This is a genomic window from Rhizobium terricola (assembly GCF_012927355.1).
GTDB lineage: Bacteria > Pseudomonadota > Alphaproteobacteria > Rhizobiales > Rhizobiaceae > Allorhizobium > Allorhizobium terricola.
In genome coordinates, this window is the sequence record NZ_JABBGK010000002.1 from 526,507 (window position 1) to 544,793 (window position 18,287).

Annotated in this window: 22 protein-coding genes and 1 tRNA gene; 6 read left to right on the plus strand and 17 right to left on the minus strand. The window is 62.9% G+C overall.

All coding sequences use genetic code 11. The features are described 5' to 3' along the window. Window positions 1-9: 9 nt before the first annotated feature. The 5 genes from cheY1 to HHL25_RS12315 form a co-directional block, all read right to left on the minus strand. Entirely contained in the window at window positions 10-375 is a 366-nt protein-coding gene (gene cheY1 / locus HHL25_RS12295; protein ID WP_136597829.1) for a chemotaxis response regulator CheY1, read from the minus strand. Next, window positions 372-671: an STAS domain-containing protein gene (locus HHL25_RS12300; protein WP_169590841.1), complete on the minus strand. Its 300-nt coding sequence runs from the start codon at window positions 669-671 to the stop codon at window positions 372-374. The genes cheY1 and HHL25_RS12300 overlap by 4 nt, the downstream gene beginning before the upstream one ends. Window positions 672-807: 136 nt before the next feature. Then, the gene (locus HHL25_RS12305; protein ID WP_169590843.1) at window positions 808-2,454 is read right to left on the minus strand and encodes a globin-coupled sensor protein; all 1,647 of its coding nucleotides are present in this window, start codon (window positions 2,452-2,454) and stop codon (window positions 808-810) included. Between the two features lie 377 nt (window positions 2,455-2,831). Then, window positions 2,832-4,199: an ATP-binding protein gene (locus tag HHL25_RS12310; RefSeq protein WP_169590846.1), complete on the minus strand. Its 1,368-nt coding sequence runs from the start codon at window positions 4,197-4,199 to the stop codon at window positions 2,832-2,834. Further along, window positions 4,199-4,939, minus strand: a complete 741-nt coding sequence (locus HHL25_RS12315; RefSeq protein WP_246701792.1) for a response regulator — start codon at window positions 4,937-4,939, stop codon at window positions 4,199-4,201. Before HHL25_RS12315 ends, HHL25_RS12310 begins: the two co-directional genes overlap by 1 nt. Window positions 4,940-5,120: 181 nt before the next feature. Between HHL25_RS12315 and HHL25_RS12320 the strand changes: the two genes are divergently transcribed. The 5 genes from HHL25_RS12320 to HHL25_RS12340 all read left to right on the plus strand — a co-directional run bounded on the left by HHL25_RS12320 (window position 5,121) and on the right by HHL25_RS12340 (window position 8,151). Then, a complete protein-coding gene (locus HHL25_RS12320) occupies window positions 5,121-5,429 on the plus strand; it encodes a hypothetical protein (RefSeq protein ID WP_246701793.1) in 309 nt (102 codons plus the stop codon). Between the two features lie 98 nt (window positions 5,430-5,527). Next, window positions 5,528-5,818, plus strand: coding sequence for a cysteine rich repeat-containing protein (locus HHL25_RS12325; protein WP_169590848.1), 291 nt, complete (start codon window positions 5,528-5,530; stop codon window positions 5,816-5,818). A 195-nt stretch (window positions 5,819-6,013) separates the two neighbouring features. After that, window positions 6,014-6,277 (plus strand): DUF2934 domain-containing protein, encoded by a 264-nt coding sequence (locus HHL25_RS12330; RefSeq protein ID WP_169590850.1) that lies wholly within the window; start codon window positions 6,014-6,016, stop codon window positions 6,275-6,277. A gap of 128 nt (window positions 6,278-6,405) precedes the next feature. Next, on the plus strand, window positions 6,406-7,854 hold the full coding sequence (gene glgA / locus HHL25_RS12335) for a glycogen synthase GlgA (RefSeq protein WP_169592854.1): 1,449 nt from the start codon (window positions 6,406-6,408) through the stop codon (window positions 7,852-7,854). 21 nt (window positions 7,855-7,875) lie between these two features. Next, window positions 7,876-8,151, plus strand: coding sequence for a hypothetical protein (locus HHL25_RS12340; protein ID WP_169590852.1), 276 nt, complete (start codon window positions 7,876-7,878; stop codon window positions 8,149-8,151). Window positions 8,152-8,225: 74 nt separating this feature from the next. On the opposite strand, the gene HHL25_RS12345 is transcribed toward HHL25_RS12340, so the two are convergent. Next, window positions 8,226-9,914, minus strand: coding sequence for a sensor histidine kinase (locus HHL25_RS12345; protein WP_169590854.1), 1,689 nt, complete (start codon window positions 9,912-9,914; stop codon window positions 8,226-8,228). A gap of 244 nt (window positions 9,915-10,158) precedes the next feature. Between HHL25_RS12345 and HHL25_RS12350 the strand changes: the two genes are divergently transcribed. Continuing rightward, window positions 10,159-10,425, plus strand: coding sequence for a BON domain-containing protein (locus HHL25_RS12350; RefSeq protein WP_169590856.1), 267 nt, complete (start codon window positions 10,159-10,161; stop codon window positions 10,423-10,425). Between the two features lie 117 nt (window positions 10,426-10,542). Here the strand turns inward: HHL25_RS12350 and HHL25_RS12355 are convergent, their stop codons facing one another. The 11 genes from HHL25_RS12355 to HHL25_RS12405 form a co-directional block, all read right to left on the minus strand. Beyond that, window positions 10,543-10,797, minus strand: coding sequence for a hypothetical protein (locus HHL25_RS12355; RefSeq protein ID WP_169590858.1), 255 nt, complete (start codon window positions 10,795-10,797; stop codon window positions 10,543-10,545). A 102-nt stretch (window positions 10,798-10,899) separates the two neighbouring features. Next, complete coding sequence (locus HHL25_RS12360) at window positions 10,900-12,090, minus strand: hypothetical protein (RefSeq protein ID WP_169590860.1); 1,191 nt, start codon at window positions 12,088-12,090, stop codon at window positions 10,900-10,902. Continuing rightward, window positions 12,090-12,836: an SDR family oxidoreductase gene (locus HHL25_RS12365; RefSeq protein WP_169590862.1), complete on the minus strand. Its 747-nt coding sequence runs from the start codon at window positions 12,834-12,836 to the stop codon at window positions 12,090-12,092. Before HHL25_RS12365 ends, HHL25_RS12360 begins: the two co-directional genes overlap by 1 nt. A gap of 25 nt (window positions 12,837-12,861) precedes the next feature. Beyond that, a complete protein-coding gene (locus tag HHL25_RS12370) occupies window positions 12,862-14,199 on the minus strand; it encodes an FAD-binding oxidoreductase (RefSeq protein ID WP_169590865.1) in 1,338 nt (445 codons plus the stop codon). Further along, window positions 14,192-14,611 (minus strand): GtrA family protein, encoded by a 420-nt coding sequence (locus HHL25_RS12375; RefSeq protein WP_169590867.1) that lies wholly within the window; start codon window positions 14,609-14,611, stop codon window positions 14,192-14,194. The genes HHL25_RS12370 and HHL25_RS12375 overlap by 8 nt, the downstream gene beginning before the upstream one ends. Further along, window positions 14,608-16,041: a UbiA family prenyltransferase gene (locus HHL25_RS12380; protein ID WP_169590869.1), complete on the minus strand. Its 1,434-nt coding sequence runs from the start codon at window positions 16,039-16,041 to the stop codon at window positions 14,608-14,610. The genes HHL25_RS12375 and HHL25_RS12380 overlap by 4 nt, the downstream gene beginning before the upstream one ends. Before the next feature lie 278 nt (window positions 16,042-16,319). Then, a tRNA-Phe gene (locus tag HHL25_RS12385) sits at window positions 16,320-16,395 on the minus strand. Window positions 16,396-16,595: 200 nt separating this feature from the next. After that, window positions 16,596-16,808, minus strand: a complete 213-nt coding sequence (yacG, locus tag HHL25_RS12390; protein WP_169590871.1) for a DNA gyrase inhibitor YacG — start codon at window positions 16,806-16,808, stop codon at window positions 16,596-16,598. Window positions 16,809-16,810: 2 nt separating this feature from the next. After that, window positions 16,811-17,431: a Maf-like protein gene (locus tag HHL25_RS12395; RefSeq protein WP_169590873.1), complete on the minus strand. Its 621-nt coding sequence runs from the start codon at window positions 17,429-17,431 to the stop codon at window positions 16,811-16,813. 34 nt (window positions 17,432-17,465) lie between these two features. Continuing rightward, window positions 17,466-17,684 carry a translation initiation factor IF-1 gene (gene infA / locus HHL25_RS12400; RefSeq protein ID WP_004435948.1) on the minus strand — a complete coding sequence of 73 codons (219 nt, stop codon included), beginning with the start codon at window positions 17,682-17,684 and terminating at the stop codon, window positions 17,466-17,468. Window positions 17,685-17,817: 133 nt separating this feature from the next. Then, window positions 17,818-18,285: an arsenate-mycothiol transferase ArsC gene (locus tag HHL25_RS12405; RefSeq protein WP_169590875.1), complete on the minus strand. Its 468-nt coding sequence runs from the start codon at window positions 18,283-18,285 to the stop codon at window positions 17,818-17,820. Between the last annotated feature and the right edge of the window lie 2 nt (window positions 18,286-18,287).

The following is an 18,287-nucleotide window of genomic DNA, read 5'->3' on the forward strand; positions in this document are numbered from 1 at the left end:
ATTCCCGGCTTAGGCGGTTACACGCTCGATGGCATCAATCAGCTTGGTCGGATCGAAGGGCTTTACGATCCAGCCGGTGGCACCAGCCTGGCGAGCGCGGTTCTTCTTTTCCGCATCGCTTTCGGTGGTCAGCACCAGGATCGGCACGGCACGATACTTGTCGTTCTTGCGGACGCCTTCGATGAAGCCGAAGCCGTCGAGACGCGGCATATTGATGTCCGTGACGATCACGTCCGGGTTGCATTCTTCGAGAACTTCGAGGCCCTCGACGCCGTCTTCCGCCTGGATGGTTTCGAAGCCAGCATTGTTGAGGGTGACCAGAAGCATGTTACGGATGGTTCTGGAGTCATCCACGGTAAGTACTTTTTTCTTCACTGCCGGATCTCCTTAGCGAGCAGATCGTCTACGTTTACGCCGATGAGTTGAAGCGTCTTGAGGAAGGCATCGGAGGCCTTCACGAAGGAGAACGGCTTCTTGTCCGTTTCCCACGCCTTTGCCCCGGCCATCAGGATCTGCACGCACTGCGCGCCAACCCGCTCGACACCAGAAGCGTCGATCGCCACACTGCCGCCCCGCAGGGACATGAGATTGGCCTTCAGGTTGGAGGCCTCGTTCAGGTCCAGCACGGCGGGCAGTTTCAAGCTTTTCTGTTCGCTTTTCTTTGCTGCCATCAGTTCTTTCCTTGTCTTGCGAGCTCATGGCAATTTGTCCGTTCCTTGCCGAGCCTGGACCCTTGATCCACCGCCCGAACGGTCGCACTGCCCGCCCCAATGACCCATTTGTATCTGAAGTTGGTAAACAATCCCCTCAACCTCCAAGCCCCGCAATGTGCACCGGGAAGCCGAAATCCTCGTCGAATGCGGGGTTTTCGAGCTCCATGGGTTCAGAGACGGCGTGAGTGCGGACGGGCGCCGGCACGGCGCCCGAAATGCGCATTTCGGGGCGGGCCGGGCGTGTTGCACCCGTCTGCCGTTCGTAGTGGAATTCACGCACGGTCCTGCCAAGTTCAAGGATAACCGTGTGGAGATCGTCCGTGCCGCCACTCGACTGGCGTGCCAGAGCGGCGCTTTCGAAGAGCTCTCCGCCGAGGGCGGAGACATTGCCCGAGACGACCTCGAGTTCGCCGACATGGCCGCCGGTCTCGCGCGCAAGATCGGACACCGTTCCGCTGATGCCGCCGACCTGCTCGACGATGTCAGCGATCGCCTTCTGCGTCCGCCCGACGATTTGGACCCCGGCCTCGACCTGAGACTTGGTGGTCGCAACCAGCGTCTTGATTTCGCGCGCAGCATCGGCCGAGCGCTGGGCGAGTGCACGCACTTCCTGGGCAACGACAGCAAAGCCGCGACCGCTGTCGCCGGCGCGTGCTGCTTCGATGCCCGCGTTCAGTGCCAGAAGATTGGTCTGGAAGGCGATTTCGTCGATCGCCCCGATGATCTGACCGATCTGCTCGGCCGAGGCCTCGATGTCCGACATCGCCGAGATCGCCTGGCCGGCAACCGTTCCACTCGCTTCGACGGACTTCTGCGTCGCGGCGACATGGCCTTCGGCTTCACGGGTCTTTCGGGCGCTGTCGCGCACACCCGACGTCAGGGCTTCGAGTTGCTGTGCCGCATTGCCGAGACGGCTGGCCTGGTTCTCCGCCCGATCAGCAAGCCCGCCGGTCGAGGCGACAAATGACGATGTCGATGTCTCTGCGCGTGTCAGGCGCTCCTCGGCAGCAAGCACGGTCGACTGCATGTGTTCGACGGCAGCATTCAGATCAGCTGCAAGCGCCGCATAGTGCTCCGGGACGTCTTGGGCGACGCGGACAGTCAGGTCCTTCTCCGCCAGCCCGCGCAGGACAGGGCCGAAGATCTCCTCGGCCTCTCGGCGGTCCTTGTCGCGCTGGGCGACGAGATCACGATGGTGCTTGACCCGCAGTTCGTTGAAGCGCAGCGAAACGGCGATTTCGACATCGACCATGATGAGCCGGACGATCGCGCCGACGAGATCGGCGATCTCGCGGGTGCGCTTGCGACCTGATCCGAGCAGATTGCGGCTGCCGAGGTCGGCCATGACCGCCTGCAGCAGGTGCTCCATGACAACGGCATGGCCGGCAATGTGCCAGCGCGGGTCTAGCCCCATGCGGCTCTCGGTATCGGAGAGAACCTTGACGCGTTCCGCATAGAGCGCGTCGAAGCGTGCGTCTGTCAGCACATCCCAGTGGGAGGCGAGCAGATCATGGAGACGATCGAACTGCCGCTCGCTGGTGAAGTTGCGCGCCGCATCGGGAAAGGTCTGCAGGCGCTGAAAGAGATCGCGCAGGCCGGTCTTGAGATTGGGTTCCAGCACATGACGGTACTGGCGCAGGAGATCGCAATCGGCATCGTTCAGGCCGGCAAAGCGGAGACGGTCGCGCAGGCTGCCTGCCTGTGCGTTCGTCGCCCTATCTGTCGGCGAAACCTGCCCCACTGCCTATCCCCATAGACGACCGACCCATACGAGCCCGTCAGTTGAAAAATGCTCTCGGGATTCGATCGGGACTGCAGAACAGGAAGATGGCATGAGGGTCATGACCGCCTGTCCGCACTCACCGAAGGATTCTCCCGGAACCGCCTCAATGAATTCATACCGGACCAAGACCGGTGCGACGGGATGGCGTCATGCCCGACGGGAAACTCACCAAGCGGCAAGTCCCACTCCGACGTGTGCTTCAATCTTTATGGTTAATTCCTTGCCTGAAGGTTAATAAATCTTCAATCGCAAGCACAATCGCGCGCCTAAACAGCACATCCGACGGCCGAAACCAGGGAACGCGCAACCCAAGGAAAGCGCATCACAATTTCCTGCTACCGGTCAGTGTCTTCCATGAGGAACAACGGAAACAAGACAACAAAGCGCGCGCCTCCACCGGGGGCTTCCGACACGGCTATCGATCCCGCATGCGCCTCGACGAGATTTCTGACGACGGCGAGCCCCAGGCCGGCTCCTCCGGTCTTGCGGGCACGCGAGGGGTCCAGCCGAACGAAGGGCTCGAACAGGCTGTCGCGGTTCTCCTGCGCGATGCCCGGACCTTCGTCATCAACGGTCAGGACAATCGACGAACCCTCGACATCCAGCGACACATGCGCGACGCGTCCGTACTTGACGGCATTGCCGACGAGGTTGGCTACGATGCGGCGTAGCGCCAGCCGGTCCCCGATCAGCATGGCCTTGCGGGCAGCGGGCGAGATCGACAGGGTGCGCGACGACGCCGGGATCTCGCCTTCGAGGACCTCCACCTCGACGATTGAGGCAAGTTCAAGCAGTTCCTCGTCGAGCGAGCCGACACCGGCTCGGCCGGCCAGCAAGGCATTGTCGAGCAGCATGATCATATCGCCGATGTCGGCAACGGCACGCTCGCGTTCTGCCTCATCGTGGATTTGTTCCACCCGCAGGCGAAGCCGGGTGGCGAAGGTGCGAACGTCGTGCTGGATGCCGCCGATCAGGGCGAAGCGCCCGGCGATCACCGAATGGAGACGGTTCTGCAGGCGATCGAAGGCGCGGACCAGGGTGCGTGTTTCGGGTGCGGAAAAACGGACATCGGGGACGGATACCGGAGCCGCAGCCGGATCCATCTGGTCGACGGCGGCGGCAAGGCGCCTCAAGGGCTTCAGCTCCCGGTGCAGCATGAGGATCGCGACCAATGCGGCCAGCGTGCCGAAAAGACCGGCACCGAGGCCGGCGGGCAGGCCATTCGATGCAACGAGAAACGGTGTGCGGGTCTCCAGGATCAGCACGGCGGTTCCTTCAAGCGCCACAGTGAATTCGACGGGATTGTTCTGGCCGCCGAACAAGCGCGGCAGGGACGAACGTTCGCCGTTGCGCGCCAGAAGCGTCACCGCCAGAAGCCGGTCCCCCAGCAGGTCGCGATAGGGCGCGAAACGATCCTCCGACATCACGTCCACGTCGATCCCCGCTCCCGAAGACGTCAGATCGTCTTCGATACGCAGGTCGAGAATGGCGGAATTGAACGCAGCCAGGAGCTCGGGGCGGCGCCCGACCTCGGTTTCCCGCACCACGGCCGCGATCGCCGCCACCTGTTGCGGCGTAGGCAGCGCGGCAGCCCGGCGCAGACCGTTCGAAAGGTAGTAGGACGAGAGCAGGATGATCCAGACCGCCAGAAGCGCCGTGACCACGATAGCCGCGAGCCGGGCCGAGAGGCTGAGGTTCGGCATCACGACACCTGCCGGACCGGCGCCGTCAGCAGATAGCCGTTGTTGCGCACGGTGGTGATCAGCGCCGAACCGGGGCTTGCCGCATCGAGTTTCTTACGCAGGCGTGAGACGAGCAGATCGACGGTGCGATCGAACGGATCGGAAAGCCGCCCGTGGGTCCAATCGAGGATCTGGTCGCGGGAGAGAACACGACGCGGGCGCGTCACGAAACAGGCAAGAAGATCGAATTCGCTGCTGGTCAGCGAGACCGGCCGACCGTCATCGAGGTTGACGAGGCGCGCATCGAGATCGACGACGAAGCGATCGAAGGCAAACCGGCGCGACGGCGCCGATCGCGGCTGCGCGCCAGCGCGGCGCAGCAGCGCCCGGATGCGGGCCAGCAGTTCGCGCGGACCGAAAGGCTTCACAAGGTAGTCGTCGGCGCCCAGTTCCAGACCGACCACACGATCCGTCTCGTCACCCTTGGCGGTGAGCATCAGGATCGGCGTGTCGGCGTCGGCCCGCAGACGGCGGCAGATGCTCAGGCCGTCCTCTCCCGGCAGCATCAGATCGAGAACGACCAGATCAGCGGGCACACGACGCAGGACGTCGTCGAGCTCCGAACCGTCTTCGGCAAGCTCGACCCGATATCCCTCCCGCCTCAGGAGATCGGCAACCAGGCGGCGGATTTCGACGTCGTCGTCAACGATCAGGATGGTCTGGGCTTGGGTGGTCGGGTGAACGGACATGAGTGCCAGCATGCGAGCAAGCGCGCGGCGGATCAAGCGGGCCGGGGGCGTTTGCTACAAATTGCTACAGTCGGGCGACAGGTCGCCACAAAACGACACCTGGCCGCCACACGCGCCCGACATCCGAGGGCTAGCTTCGGGTCGTCATCGCCAGTCGATGAAGAGATCAACACGGACCGACGAGGATCACCCCATGATGAAGCAGATCGCGACCGGATTGCTCGCAGCAACGGTTACAGTCATCGCCGTATCGGAAGCCAATGCCTGGAACCGCAACCGCACGGTAACCACCAATCGCGGCACCCATTCGCTGAGTGCCAGCGGCTCCTGCGCCAACAACACCTGCACACGCAATGCAACGCGGACCGGGGTTTACGGCGGCACTGCGACGCGGTCGGGGTCGGTTACCTGCGACCCGGCGTCCAATTCCTGCAGCGGGTCTCGTACGACGACCGGCCCGAACGGCGGGACGATCTATCGTGAAGGCGAAGTCCATTGGTGACGCCCCCACCGCCTTCATGATGGCCGGCGGCGGGTACTCTCCACCTAGGCCCGCCGCCGGTCTCGCGAACAGCCAACGACAATGCTGAGGAACCGACGATGACCACGCATACCCGCTCAACCACAATCCTGATGTTCGGCGGACTTCTCGCCCTGCCCTTCCTTGCGATCAGCGCCCATGCGCAGACGACGAACCAATCGCAGTTTCAGGCAACGCCCGAGACGCGCGCCAAGGTCTACAAAGTCGCTCGGGCCTGCAAGGCGGACATCAAACAGTACTGCAAGGGGATCGAGTATGGCGGCGGCCGCATCGCAAGCTGCCTGAAGACCAACGAGGCCGCGATCTCCGAGGGATGCAGGACGGCGATGATCGAGGCGATGGTCCGTTAGGACCGCAGGCGGCGTCTCCCCGACGTATCTTTCGCCGTTTGCGGCGGCAGGTTCAAATTGCTGTCGTCTCCCTTTGTCAAACTGGTGTCATGGCGTTTACCGCCGGCTTCCTGCGACATCGAATTTCGACGGCCAGTGAAGGAACAGATGGCCCGCCATCGGCGTTCCTGCTGCGGCGACGAGGGAGAATTAAACATGGTGGAAAGAGACGAGGACTGGATAGCCAAGCGGGCTTATGCTCTGTGGGAGGAGGAGGGCAGGCCCGACGGCCGTCACGAATCCCATTGGCAAGAGGCTGCACGCGCCTGGGAGGCGCTTTACGTGAGCGCAAGCGAAACAAGCGCCAATGCGGTCCGGCGTATCCGGAGTGCGAAGATCATTGCGGAACAGGAGGGACTGCCGCCGCAGCCCGCCCCGATCCCCACCCCACGTCGGCCCCGCGCACCCAAGAAGGGCTGAGGCTGATGGGCACCTTGAGGCTCTCTCCAGCCTATCATAGACTTCACCTTCTCCAGCGCATGCGGGAAACCGTCACGCCCTTCGTCGCCTTGCCTGCAAATACGAATAGAATTGCCGAACAGCCGCATATCAGGGTCCTGGCTGCGACTTCCGAGATCTATCCCCTGATCAAAACCGGCGGCCTTGCGGATGTGACCGGCGCACTGCCGAAGGCACTGGCCGGATTCGATATCGAGACGCACACGCTGGTTCCCGGGTATCCTGCGCTCCTGTCGGCCGCGCGCCTGTGCCCGCCCCTGATGGAATTCGACAACCTTCTCGGCGAACGGGCAACCCTTCGTCACCTCCTTGTCGAAGATCTCAGTCTCCTTGTCCTGGACGCACCGGCGCTCTACGATCGGGGCGGCGGCCCCTACGTCGATCAGGATGGCAACGATCATCCCGACAACTGGAAAAGGTTTGCCGTCCTCTCCCTTGCGGCGGCTGAGATTGCCGCGGGCGTCCTCCCCGGCTGGCAACCGGACCTCGTTCACACCCATGACTGGCAAACTGCATTGACCTCGGTCTACATGCGCAGCATGGACTGCCGCCTCCCGGTGGTCCTGACGATCCACAACATTGCCTTCCAGGGCCAGTTCTCCTCCGCGATCCTGCCGGAAATCGGGCTACCGCCGGACGCGTACACACCGGAATGCATGGAATATTATGGTGATGTCAGTTTCCTCAAGGGCGGCCTGGCGACTGCCGATCATATCACTGTGGTCAGTCCGACATATGCCCGCGAAATCCTGTCGCGACGCTTCGGCATGGGGCTCGATGGCGTGCTGCGCAGCAAGCTCGACCGCCTGCAAGGCATCGTCAACGGGATCGACACCGATGTCTGGGATCCGGCAAGCGATCCCGCCCTTCCCTTTCCGTACGATGCAAGATCGCCCGGCAACAAGAAACGGAATAGGGAAGTGCTCCTCGATCGGTTTGGCCTCACGGATGGCAAGGGTCCGCTCTTCTCGGTCGTCAGCCGCCTGACCTGGCAGAAGGGCATGGACATGCTGGCGGATGTCGCCGACGAGATCTTCGCGGCCGACGGACGGCTGATCGTTCTGGGGCAGGGTGACCACGACATCGAGCAGGCGCTGACCGCCACGGCCTCACGCCATCCGGGTCTCATGGCCGTCTCCATCGGCTATGACGAAGCGACGGCCCACCTGATCCACGGCGGCTCCGACGCCATCATTCAGCCTTCCCGCTTCGAGCCTTGCGGGCTGACGCAACTCTACGGGCTGCGCTACGGCTGCATTCCCGTCGTCTCGCGCACCGGCGGACTCTCCGAGACCATCATCGACGCCAACGATGCGGCGGTTTCGGCGCGTGTCGCCACCGGCTTCCAGTTCCATCCAGTCCATGCGGACGGACTGCGCCACGCCATCCGACGGGCATGCCAGGCCTATCGCGACAAGCGGAAATGGACGAGGATGCAGTCACAGGCGATGCGTGCCGACTATTCCTGGGACCGAAGTGCGTCGACCTACGCGGCGGTCTATGCCGCTCTCGTCAAGGCAGCCGCGGCCGACGGGTAACACCGAAAGGAGGAGACCGCCATGACCGAAACCGCCATCCAGGAGATCGAAGGCAAGCTCAATGCGCACAGAGAGCTGCTTGTGGCCCTGCTCGCAGCAGCCTTGCTCGATCCGGAAAGCGTGTCGCGAACAGTGCAGAACCTCGAACAAGAACTTTTGTCCGGGGATGGGTCGGAAGATCCGGGGGCAACACCCTCGGCCGGTTTTGCACGCGGTGCCGAAAAGTCGGAAGAGATCCGCACAATTCTCGCGCAAGCCCGCGAGCGAGCCGCCGGCATGGCGCGGATGCGAAGCTGACACCGGCAACACGCCCGGGGCCATCATGAAGCTCAAGGTAGCGGACGCAACCCCGATCAGCAAGTCGGGCCGGGCTACTGCTCGCCATGAACATGCGGATTTTCGAAGGCCGCGAGGGGTGCAGTCAGCACCCAGCGCAGGCCGTGGCTGTCGAAATCGACGGCCACCTTGCCGCCGAACGCGGCCGCGGCGTGGCGTTCGATCACCGTGGAGCCGAAGCCCCGGCGGCGTGGTTCGACAACCGGCGGGCCACCACTCTCCGACCAGCTCAGCCTGAGCGCGGCCGTGCCCTCGGGATCATCCGCCTGAAGGACCTGCCATTCGATCAGAATGCGGCCTTCGGGTGCGGACAGCGCTCCGTACTTCACGGAATTGGTGGCCAGTTCGTAGAAGACCAGCCCCAGGTTCTGCACTGCGTTGGCGTTGGCGAGAAAATCCTTGCCGCGCAGGTCGACCCGGCCGGTCGATCCCGTTACCGTCGAAAGCTGCATCTCGATCATGGATGAGAGAGGAATGCCGCCCCATTGCTGCTTCGCCAGCGCCTCGATCGACTGGGCAAGTCCCGCAAGGCGTCCGCCAACAGCCTTCTGCAGTTCATCGACGCTGTCCGTGCCGCGAGCGAGCTGCCGGATCATCGCCTGCACCAGCGACAGGATGTTCTTGGTGCGATGGACAAGTTCCTGCAGGATGAAGTGGACCCTCTCCTCCGCCTCGGCGCGGTCGAAGGACGCATTGGACAGCGCGACGGCGACCTGATTGGCCTCGATCACCTTGGTGAGCTCCGGCGACACGATCTCGCCGCGGCCGATCCGCTCCGCCATGTTGGCGATCTGGCGGATCGAGCGCCGCAACTGATGGGCGGCGGCAAGGACAATGCCCAGGCTCAACGCGAGAAGCACGAAACTGCCGTAGAGAAAGCTCTGCCAGGTACTGGCGAGAGTAGCCTGTGCGGAAGCGACGGGGCCCCAGACCGCCACGCGCCAGGGCCAGTCGGACACGCGGGCATAACCAATCATGATCTCCTGCCCGGCGTGGTCAACAACCGCACTGCTGTTCGAACCGACGATCAGACGGCGCAGATCATCCGGATAAGGTGAACCGGACGCCATGTTCTCCGGGCCGCTGGAGACAATCACCTTTCCATCGGCGTCGAGGATGGCGGCTGACCAGCCCGGAGGCAGGATGTCGGTGGCTGTCATGCCGGCCAGGTCGCCGGCATTCTGGGTCAACACGAGGGCAGCACCGGAGGAGGATACCTCTGGTGGAAGCGGCATGATGACGTTGAAGACCCATTGCTGGCTGGTCGCACCGAAGAAGACACCGGACGCCTGCGTCTCACCGGTGCCGAGCACCTTTTCGAGGGTGGCGATGTCGGACATGCGGCGCAGCGGTGTGCCGAAGGGTACGCGGGTATTCAATCGCTGCATACCGTCACGATCAACGAGCAGGACATAGATCGACCCTGCCCCAAGGCTCGACGCGGTGCGGTCGTGGAAGGCAGCGAGGTCGCCAGCCGCCAACTCGGCGGCTCCTCCGAGCAGCCGGAGGGTGGTTGACATGTCTTCGAGTTCGCGCTCGACATTCCGGCTGATAGTCTGGGCGTCCTGCGCGGCTTCCCGTCGCAAGGCATCGTATTCGCTGCGTTCGAGTTCGGTGAGCAAGAAGACGACGAAGATAAGAAGAGGCAGCATGGCAAGGATTGCCATCGCCACCAGATAGACGCCGAGCGAGGCGGTCGGGAACAGACGGGAAAGCCTATCCATCTGCGCCTGCGGCCCGGGCCGGAACCATGGACAAGGGATAACCGTCGCCGGATGTCATTGGCCGCCCTTCCAATTCCCGATGTTGTCCCCACGATTGATAACGCAGCTTTGCCCCCCTGCCAACCGGTTGCGGTTGGAACAATCGCCCCGCTCCCACGGACGGCGAGCGAGAAATATTTCCGGAGACTGCGAACCAAATCCCGGCTGGCGCGTTCTGAGGCATCAAGCCGGAGAGGAGAGGCCCATGATTTTCAAACCACAGAGCTTTCACGGGGAGCCACCGGTTGTGGAAACCGAAAACCAAAACGAGGAACTGCTGGAAACGGCAGTCGCCCGGGCGCTTGCCGTTTCGCAGGGGATCGATGCCACACGCATCACCGTGACCGCCTCGGAGAATACGATATTCCTGTCCGGGAGCCTGTCGACCCAGGAGGAAATCGACCGTGCGATCGAGATCACGCTCGCGGTTCCCGGTGTACAACGGATCACGCACGATCTGCATGTCGACTGACATCGAAGCTGCTCTTGCAGTCTCATACGATTCCGGTCCGGGAAAGGGAGTTCCTGCCCTGCCCGGAAGTCGTATGTCGTCGAACCAGCGTTTCATGCGGGTATGCCAGAATGACATTCAGCGCGAGTTCACGACGCCATGCAGACCTGCCGGCTGGTAAGATGCGGCCAACGCCGTGATCTTCAACATGCGGCCTTTGAGATCCTGCTGCCGCAGAACCGTCGAAGCGTTGCCTCCACCGACGTCGTCCAGATGCCGCCGGGCAGCCTCCACTGCCAGATGGTAACTCGGATAAGACGGCGACTGCACGCCTCCGGAAATGAAAACCCAGCCTCTCGCATGCGGTAGGATATCGCAGAAAACTTCTGTCATGACGAACTCCTCCTTATCCGACAAACGCGCGGGCGGCCGGAAGGTTCCCGAGCTGCAGAGGAATTTCGGGGGCGCAGCAGTCCAAGACACTGGAGGCCCTGCCTAGGCGCGGACGAAGAACCCGATCATCGCATTGAAGATCTTGGCGAGGAACCCGCCCTGCCGTGCATCCGCCCCCATGTGGCTGAAGCCGAAGACCAGGGAGCCGAGGATAAGGAGCTTGCGCAGCCGCTCGTCGAGCGACCGTGCGGGTTCGGGGGCGTGACCCGAAGCGCGCATGATGAGCAAGACGAAGGTCGCCGATGTCACATGGAAGTCGAGCCAGCGTCCCCAGTCGATCGCGACCACATAAAGCGGCAGGAACGGCAGGCCGATGACCAGCAGTAATGCCGCCAGCCGCCAGTTGGTGTTGCGACCATCGGCAAGGTAGGTGGCGAGACCGGCGAAGGCGAAGAGCACCGAAGGCGCGAGCCAGAGAAGACCGTTGGCCGCGACGATTTCGGCGGAGAGACCCATCTCGTAGCCGAGCGCATGGGTCAGCGCCTCCACCGACCCGTCACAGAACTGAACAGGAAAGCCCCGCCGCAGAAGCGGTTCGCAGACCGGCGCCACATCCGAAAGCCTGGTTGCCGTGAGATTGACGAGGAAAGGTATCGCAAGGGCGACCGAAATCGCCAGATAGAGGCCGATCTTCCATCGCAACCCGGGGCCACCTTCCCGCTCGTCCGCAAAGGTGAAGTGGAGTGCGGCGAGGAAGGCCGGCAGGAAGAAGATCATTCCTTCGTGGGCAAGCACTGCGACACCCATCAGGACTATCGACAACGGAATTGCCAAGGCACGTTTCCAGACGCCCGTCGCAGCCAGCGCCAGGGTCGCAAGAGCAAGATAGACGATCATCTCCTTGCGCAGGCTACCCTGCGGATCGGCTGCCCAGAACAGTACGAAGAAGCCCGGGGACAGAAGGAGCAGGAGCACGCGATCGGTCAGGCCGGACCGACGGGCTGCGACAATGGTCGCCCCGATCAGCGCAAGCATCAGGATCGCCTGAAGCGCGCCGATCAGCAGGAGCGGCTTGATCGCCAAGAGATCGGAAAGGCGCAGCAGCCCGGAGCCGAAGAGACCGCGGCGGACGAAGACTTCCTCGCTGTTGACCAGCCAGTCCGCCTGCTTCCAGGAATTGCCGCCCACGAGTATGTCGCGCAGGAGATTGGCGAGCAGCAAGCTCGTCGCCAGGAAGTATGTGGCGCCGAGGACCCGGCCGTTACGCTGGCGGAGAAAGAAGGAACCGATCATCAGAGTTTCGTTCGCTTGAACAGGAATTCCGGAAGGGCGGTGATGATCAGCATGATCCAGCGCCACATCCAGCGGACATAGACGACATCCTTTCCGCGCTCGACGGCCCGGACGATGGTTTCAGCCACTTCGGACGGGGCAGCTGTCAGGGCGCCGGGCAGAGCCATGCCCTCGGTCATTCGGGTCCGCACAAATCCCGGCTTGACGGTGATGACGCGGACGCCCCTGGCAAATAGCCGATTGCGAAGACCGGAGAGAAAAGCCGTGAAGCCCGCCTTGGCAGCGCCGTAGACATAGTTCGAGGCGCGGCCACGATCCCCTGCGACGGACGAAATGCCGATGATCGTGCCGCTTCCACGCTGCTCGAAACGTTCCGCGATCAGGCCAAGCAGGAGGCACGGGCCTTCAAAATTGGTGCGCATCACCCGCTGGGCCTCGGCCGCATCCCGTTCGCTGACGGCCTGATCACCAAGCGTGCCCACGGCACAGAGCACGGCCTGCGGAAGGACGCCGAGCCCGTCGAGAAATCCGGTAAAACTCGGTGTGTCGAGGATGTCGAGCGTCGCGGCCACGGCGGAGCCCGCGGGAGCCCGCAGCGCAAGATCGCGGGCCTGTGCCTCGAGCCCGTCCCGGTCGCGCCCCGCGAGGACGATGTGCCAGCCCTTTCCGGCAAAAGCGACGGCAGTCGCCCTTGCCATATCGGATGAGCCGCCAATCACCAGCAATGTATTCTTGTCAGTGGTCATTCAAATCCCCGGAGGTGTCTGGTGGCTAAAGCCCAAGACGCATGGATTGGAGGGAGGCGAAATGGTTATCCGCCCCGGCGGCCCGCCGGAAAGCCCGCATGTCTGCGACCCGGCCATCCGCCCTTTCGAAGGTCGAGGCGCTCATCCGCGCATCCTTCGCCAGATAGAAACGCCCCCCGTGATCGAGTGTGATCGCATCCAACCGCTCGAGGAGCGCCAGGCTCGCGGTGCCGACGGGGAAATCGAGTGCCAGCGTGTAACCTTCCATGGGAAAGGAAAAGGCGCTCGTCTGAGGACCAAGGCGCTTCAACACGGCGAGAAACGACCCCTGGCCGGCCGCGGAGATCGTGCGGAGCAGTTCGGCCATGCCGGCGCGCGTCGAGGCGAGCGGAATGACGCACTGGAACTGCGCAAAGCCGCGGCGGCCGTAAATGCGGTTCCAGCCGTTAATGGCGTCCAGCGGGTAGAAGTAGCTGTCCCAATCGACAAGACTCATGCCCGAACTTGCCTTGCCTTTCCGATAATAGAGGGCGTTGAAGGCACGGACCGCATAGCGATTGAGCGTAAAACCGGGGGCATCGAACGGCACTGTCAGCCTGCGCTTCGACGGCGTGGCGAAGGGCGCGGCACGGCGCCGGAAATCAAGGTCCGCCAATCGCGCATGCTCGCCGAGCATCACGAGGGACCGCCCCAGATTGGCGCCGGTGGCCAGGCAATCGATCCAGGCGACGGAATAGGTCCATTCGCTCGCCTCCTCGAATTGGGCGATCGCCTGATCGAGACCCGCGGCGGGAAGCATCTTCTGGCGGATCCAGGCGGTCTCTACAGGAACAAGACGGAAGGCGACTCTCAGGATGACGCCGGTCAGGCCCATGCCGCCGATCGTGAAACGAAAGAGATCGGCATTGTCATCAACGGAACAGCGCCGCACCTCGCCATCAGCGCAGAGCAGATCGAACCACGCGACGAAGCCACCGAAGGAGCCGTCGCGATGATGGTTCTTGCCATGCACGTCGGCCGCAATCATGCCGCCGACCGTGACGAACTTGGTGCCGGGCGTGACCGGCGGGAACCAGCCGCGCGGCAGGAAGGCCTCCACGATGTCACCAAGAAGCACACCGGCTTCCACCGTCAGCACGCCGGTCTGCGGATCAAAATCCAGCATGTGATCGAAGCCCGACATGCCGAGCGTCGCATCCCGGTTCAGGGCGCTGTCCCCATAAGCCCGGCCGTTGCCTCTCGCGATCATGACGGAGCCCGATGCGACGACGGCCTTCAGCGCCGCTTCGGTTCGTGGCCGCTCGACCCGGCAATCGACAGAGGGATATCGGCCCCAACCCGACAGACGTTCGATACTAGTCATGGCTGCGCCTGTCCTCGAACACAAAGCGGCGGTCGAGATGGTACTTCACGACATAGCCGATGCCGAGACCGACGAGGGCACCGACCTCACGCATGGCCTCCGTCCGCCATGCGAGCCAGAAACCCGTCTCCATTCCCCAGAATATCAGCGTGGTGACGATGCCCATGACGGTGTAGAGGCCAAATTTCCTGCCGTGGGCCGCCATGCCGGCGGAGGTGTCGAAGAAAATCCAGTTCTTGTCGAGCCAGTATTTTGCCACGAGACCCGTCGCCGTGCCGGCAAGCAACGCCAACGTGAAGCCGACGGCATCCGGCGGCAGGACGTCCAGCACGAGGCGTTGCGTCGCCAGATTGATCAGGGTCGCGATCACGGCGAACCCGACATAGCGCAGGACCAGGCTTGGCGTGCTCATGCGATCTTCACCGTTGCCGCCAGAACGACGAGAAGCACAGCCACGCCGCAGAAGCGGCTGGTCTGGTCGCGGACGGCAAAGACGATCGGGTCATCATGCATACCACCGCGATGGGCGATCAGGGCCATCCTGCTGATCCAGTAGAGCAGCACCGGGCAGACACCCCAGAGCAGCAGCGGATGCGCATAGAGTTCACCGACGGCCATGCTGTCGAGATAGAGTGCCATGACGAGCACCGAGACATAACCGGCGGCAATCGCCATCATGGTCACGATCGGCAGATCCTCGGCATGATAGCCGCGTCCCGAGGCCGAAAGGCGGCCTGACTTCATCACGTCCACCAACTCGGCCTGCCGCTTGACCGCTGCGAGCGACAGGAACAGGAAGATCGAAAACGCCAGAAGCCAGACCGAAAGCGGAATGTCGGCGGCTGCCGCTCCGGCCAGAACGCGCACGGTGTAAAGTCCGGCAAGGACGCAGATGTCGATCACCGGCCGACGCTTCAAATGAAGCGAATAGGCCATGGTGACGACCATGTAGAGAGACAGCACGCCGAGGAACTCGATCCGGCCGGTCAGCGCACCGACTGCAATGCCGCCGAGGAACAGGAGAGGCGCGAGCAGCGTGCCGTGTTCCAGCGGAACTGCGCCGGAGGCGAGCGGGCGATTGCGCTTGCGGGGATGAGCCCGATCGGCGGCGAGATCCAGGAGGTCGTTCAGCAGATAGACGCCCGATGCAACGAGCGAGAAGGAGACGAAGGCGAGGCCGGCGGCGAGCCAGGCGGACACCGAATGCGCATGGGCGGCGACAAGCGGCAGAAAGACCAGCAGGTTCTTCAGCCACTGGTGGGGGCGAAGCGCCCGCAGGTAGGCCCGAGGCTCGAATGACGGCAGAACCAACGCCTCCACGTCTCCCGAACGGCTGGCGATCCTTCGCCCGAGCGAGGACGGGACACCAACGCTCAAGGCCCGCCGCGCAGCCTGCCAAACCGGCAGATCGGCGCTCGAATCCCCGACATAATCGAAGTTCCCGGCGCCGAACCTGTCCGTCAAGAACGCCGCCTTCGCGCTCCCCTTCAGGTTCCGCGTGCCATCCGATCCATGGACCTCGTCGAAAAGGCCGACATGTTCGGCAATCGCGCTCGCGACGCGCTGGTCCGTCGCCGTGACCAATACAGTGCGTCCGCCACCTTCTCGCCAATGGCGGACATAGTCGATGACGGCCCGGTTGTATTTGAGCATTGCGGGATCGACGATCGCATGACGCGACAGGCTCGCCTTGAAGGCAGCCTTGCCACGAAGGAGGGCAAACAGGGCAATGAAGACACGCCAGATGCTGGCAGCGGCCAGCGCCCAGAAGGACTCGTAGAGGATATCCGATTTGATCAGGGTCCGATCGAGATCGACCGCAAGAACCACGTCATCTGCCATTCCACCTTGCCCCACTTGCCTTTCACCGCATTCATTCCCTTTTCCTGTGTGCGACGCAAACAAATCCGCCCGCCATGGTTAAACCGCGCGGCAAACGAGGACGGGCCGGATCCGTTGTGATCCGGCCCTTGTCATGATCGTTCATTCGGTTGCCCAGAGCAGGAAGGTCAGGGCGAATTCGACGGCAGGGAAGCTGGCCAATTGAATAGGAAAACCGCGGACAGGAAGGCGAAGCCGCAGCGCAGCAGAAAGTCAGGGTCGCACTTTTTGAAGAAAAATGGTGCCCGGAGGCGGATTTGAACCACCGACACGCGGATTTTCAATCCGCTGCTCTACCAACTGAGCTATCCGGGCATCAGGCCTTTTTCAAAGCCATCCGGCGGAGTTTCCGACCGGCGGGGGAGAAGTTTCCCCCGGAAGCGAGGGCGTTATAGCATCTTGTTTCGGCATGTCCAGCGCCTTTCGGCACTTTTTTGACAGCTTTGCAAAACAATGAAAAAGACCAATCAAAAGAACAGGTTCCGAGGACGCTTTGACGACAACGGGCGACCCGTTCAGTCGCGACCGTCGTCGTCGGCCCTGGATTCGTCTTCCGTCACCGGGATCGCGTAGGATCCCTTGAGCCAGCGGGAAAGATCGAGATTGCGGCAGCGATCGGAGCAAAAAGGATAATGCTCGCGCTGCGAGGGGCGCCCGCATTCCGGGCAGGGTCGCGCCTTGCGCAGGGGCTCGATCTTGGCGCTACGGCCGGGTTCGTCGGCGGCCATGCTCAGCCCTCCGTCCAGCCGGACTGGACGCGGAAGCCCTCGCCCTGCAGCATCTGCAAGGTCTCGAAGAGCGGCAACCCGACGACGTTGGTGTAGGAGCCGACGAGCTTCTGGACGAACGAGCCGGCAATGCCCTGGATCGCGTAGGCGCCTGCCTTGCCACGCCACTGGCCGGAGGCGAGATAGCTTTCGATGTCGAGACCGGAGAGCCGCTTGAAGCGTACCTTGGTCTCGACGACCTTCTGGCGCAGCGTGCCCTCGGGGGTGATCAGACAGACACCGGTAAAAACCCAGTGGCTGCGACCCGACAGCAGATGCAGCGCGGAGGAAGCCTCCTCCAGGTATTCGGCCTTGGGAAGGATGCGGCGTCCGACCGCGACCACGGTGTCGGCGGCCACGATGAAGCTGTCGTTCCAGGCCGGATCACGGCGGATCTCGCCATGGGCGGCGCGCGCCTTGTCGCTCGACAGGCGGCGCGCAAGCGAACGCGGATGCTCGGATTTCTTCGGCGTCTCGTCGAGATCCATCGGCATCAGGCGCGCGGGCTCAATGCCGACCTGCTTGAACAGGTCGAGGCGGCGCGGCGACCCGGAGGCCAAAATCAGCTTCTGTCTCAGTTCCATCGGCCCTCTCGCTGCGCTCGTCGACAGCCGGCGATTACTTGAAGCGATAGGTAATGCGGCCCTTGGTCAGGTCGTAAGGAGTCATTTCCACCAGGACCTTGTCGCCTGCGAGAACGCGAATGCGGTTCTTGCGCATGCGGCCGGCCGTGTGGGCGATGATCTCGTGCTCGTTTTCCAGCTTGACCCGGAACGTCGCATTGGGAAGCAATTCCGTGACGACGCCAGGAAATTCGAGGACTTCTTCTTTTGCCATTGAGCGATTGTCTTTCTCAGGAGTTGGTCGGGATGCGCATGAGCGCCCCGAAAATGTGGGCGGAAACTACACAATCACCAAGGATTTGTGAACCTTGTAGATCGGGCTTTTCGAATTTGTTTCGATGCGCGAACTATGCTCTTTCGCCGCGTTTCGCAAGTCGGTCGACGATCAGGCGCTTCAACCGGTCACGGACTTCTCGATAGGCGCCGAGAATCTGCTCGCGCGTGCCGGTTGCGACCGTCGGATCGGGCATCGGCCAATAGACCACCTCGACCGCGGAGGAGCGCGTGAGTTCCAAAGCCGCGTGATGTGCCTCGGGTGCGAGCGTAACGACCATGTCGAAGTAGTCGTCCTCCAGATCGTCCAGGGTCTGCGGCTGGCGCCTGCCGAGGGTAAGACCGATCTCGTCGAGCACGGCATCGACGAAGGGATCGCGCTCCCCTGCCCTCACCCCGGCCGAGGCCACATAGGTGCCTGGCGGCAGGCAATCGCGGGCGATCACTTCCGCCATCGGCGAACGGATCGCATTCATGCCGCAGACGAACAGGATCGACCCCGGCAAACGCCCCTGGGTGCCGAACTCCTCCTCCGCGTTCATCG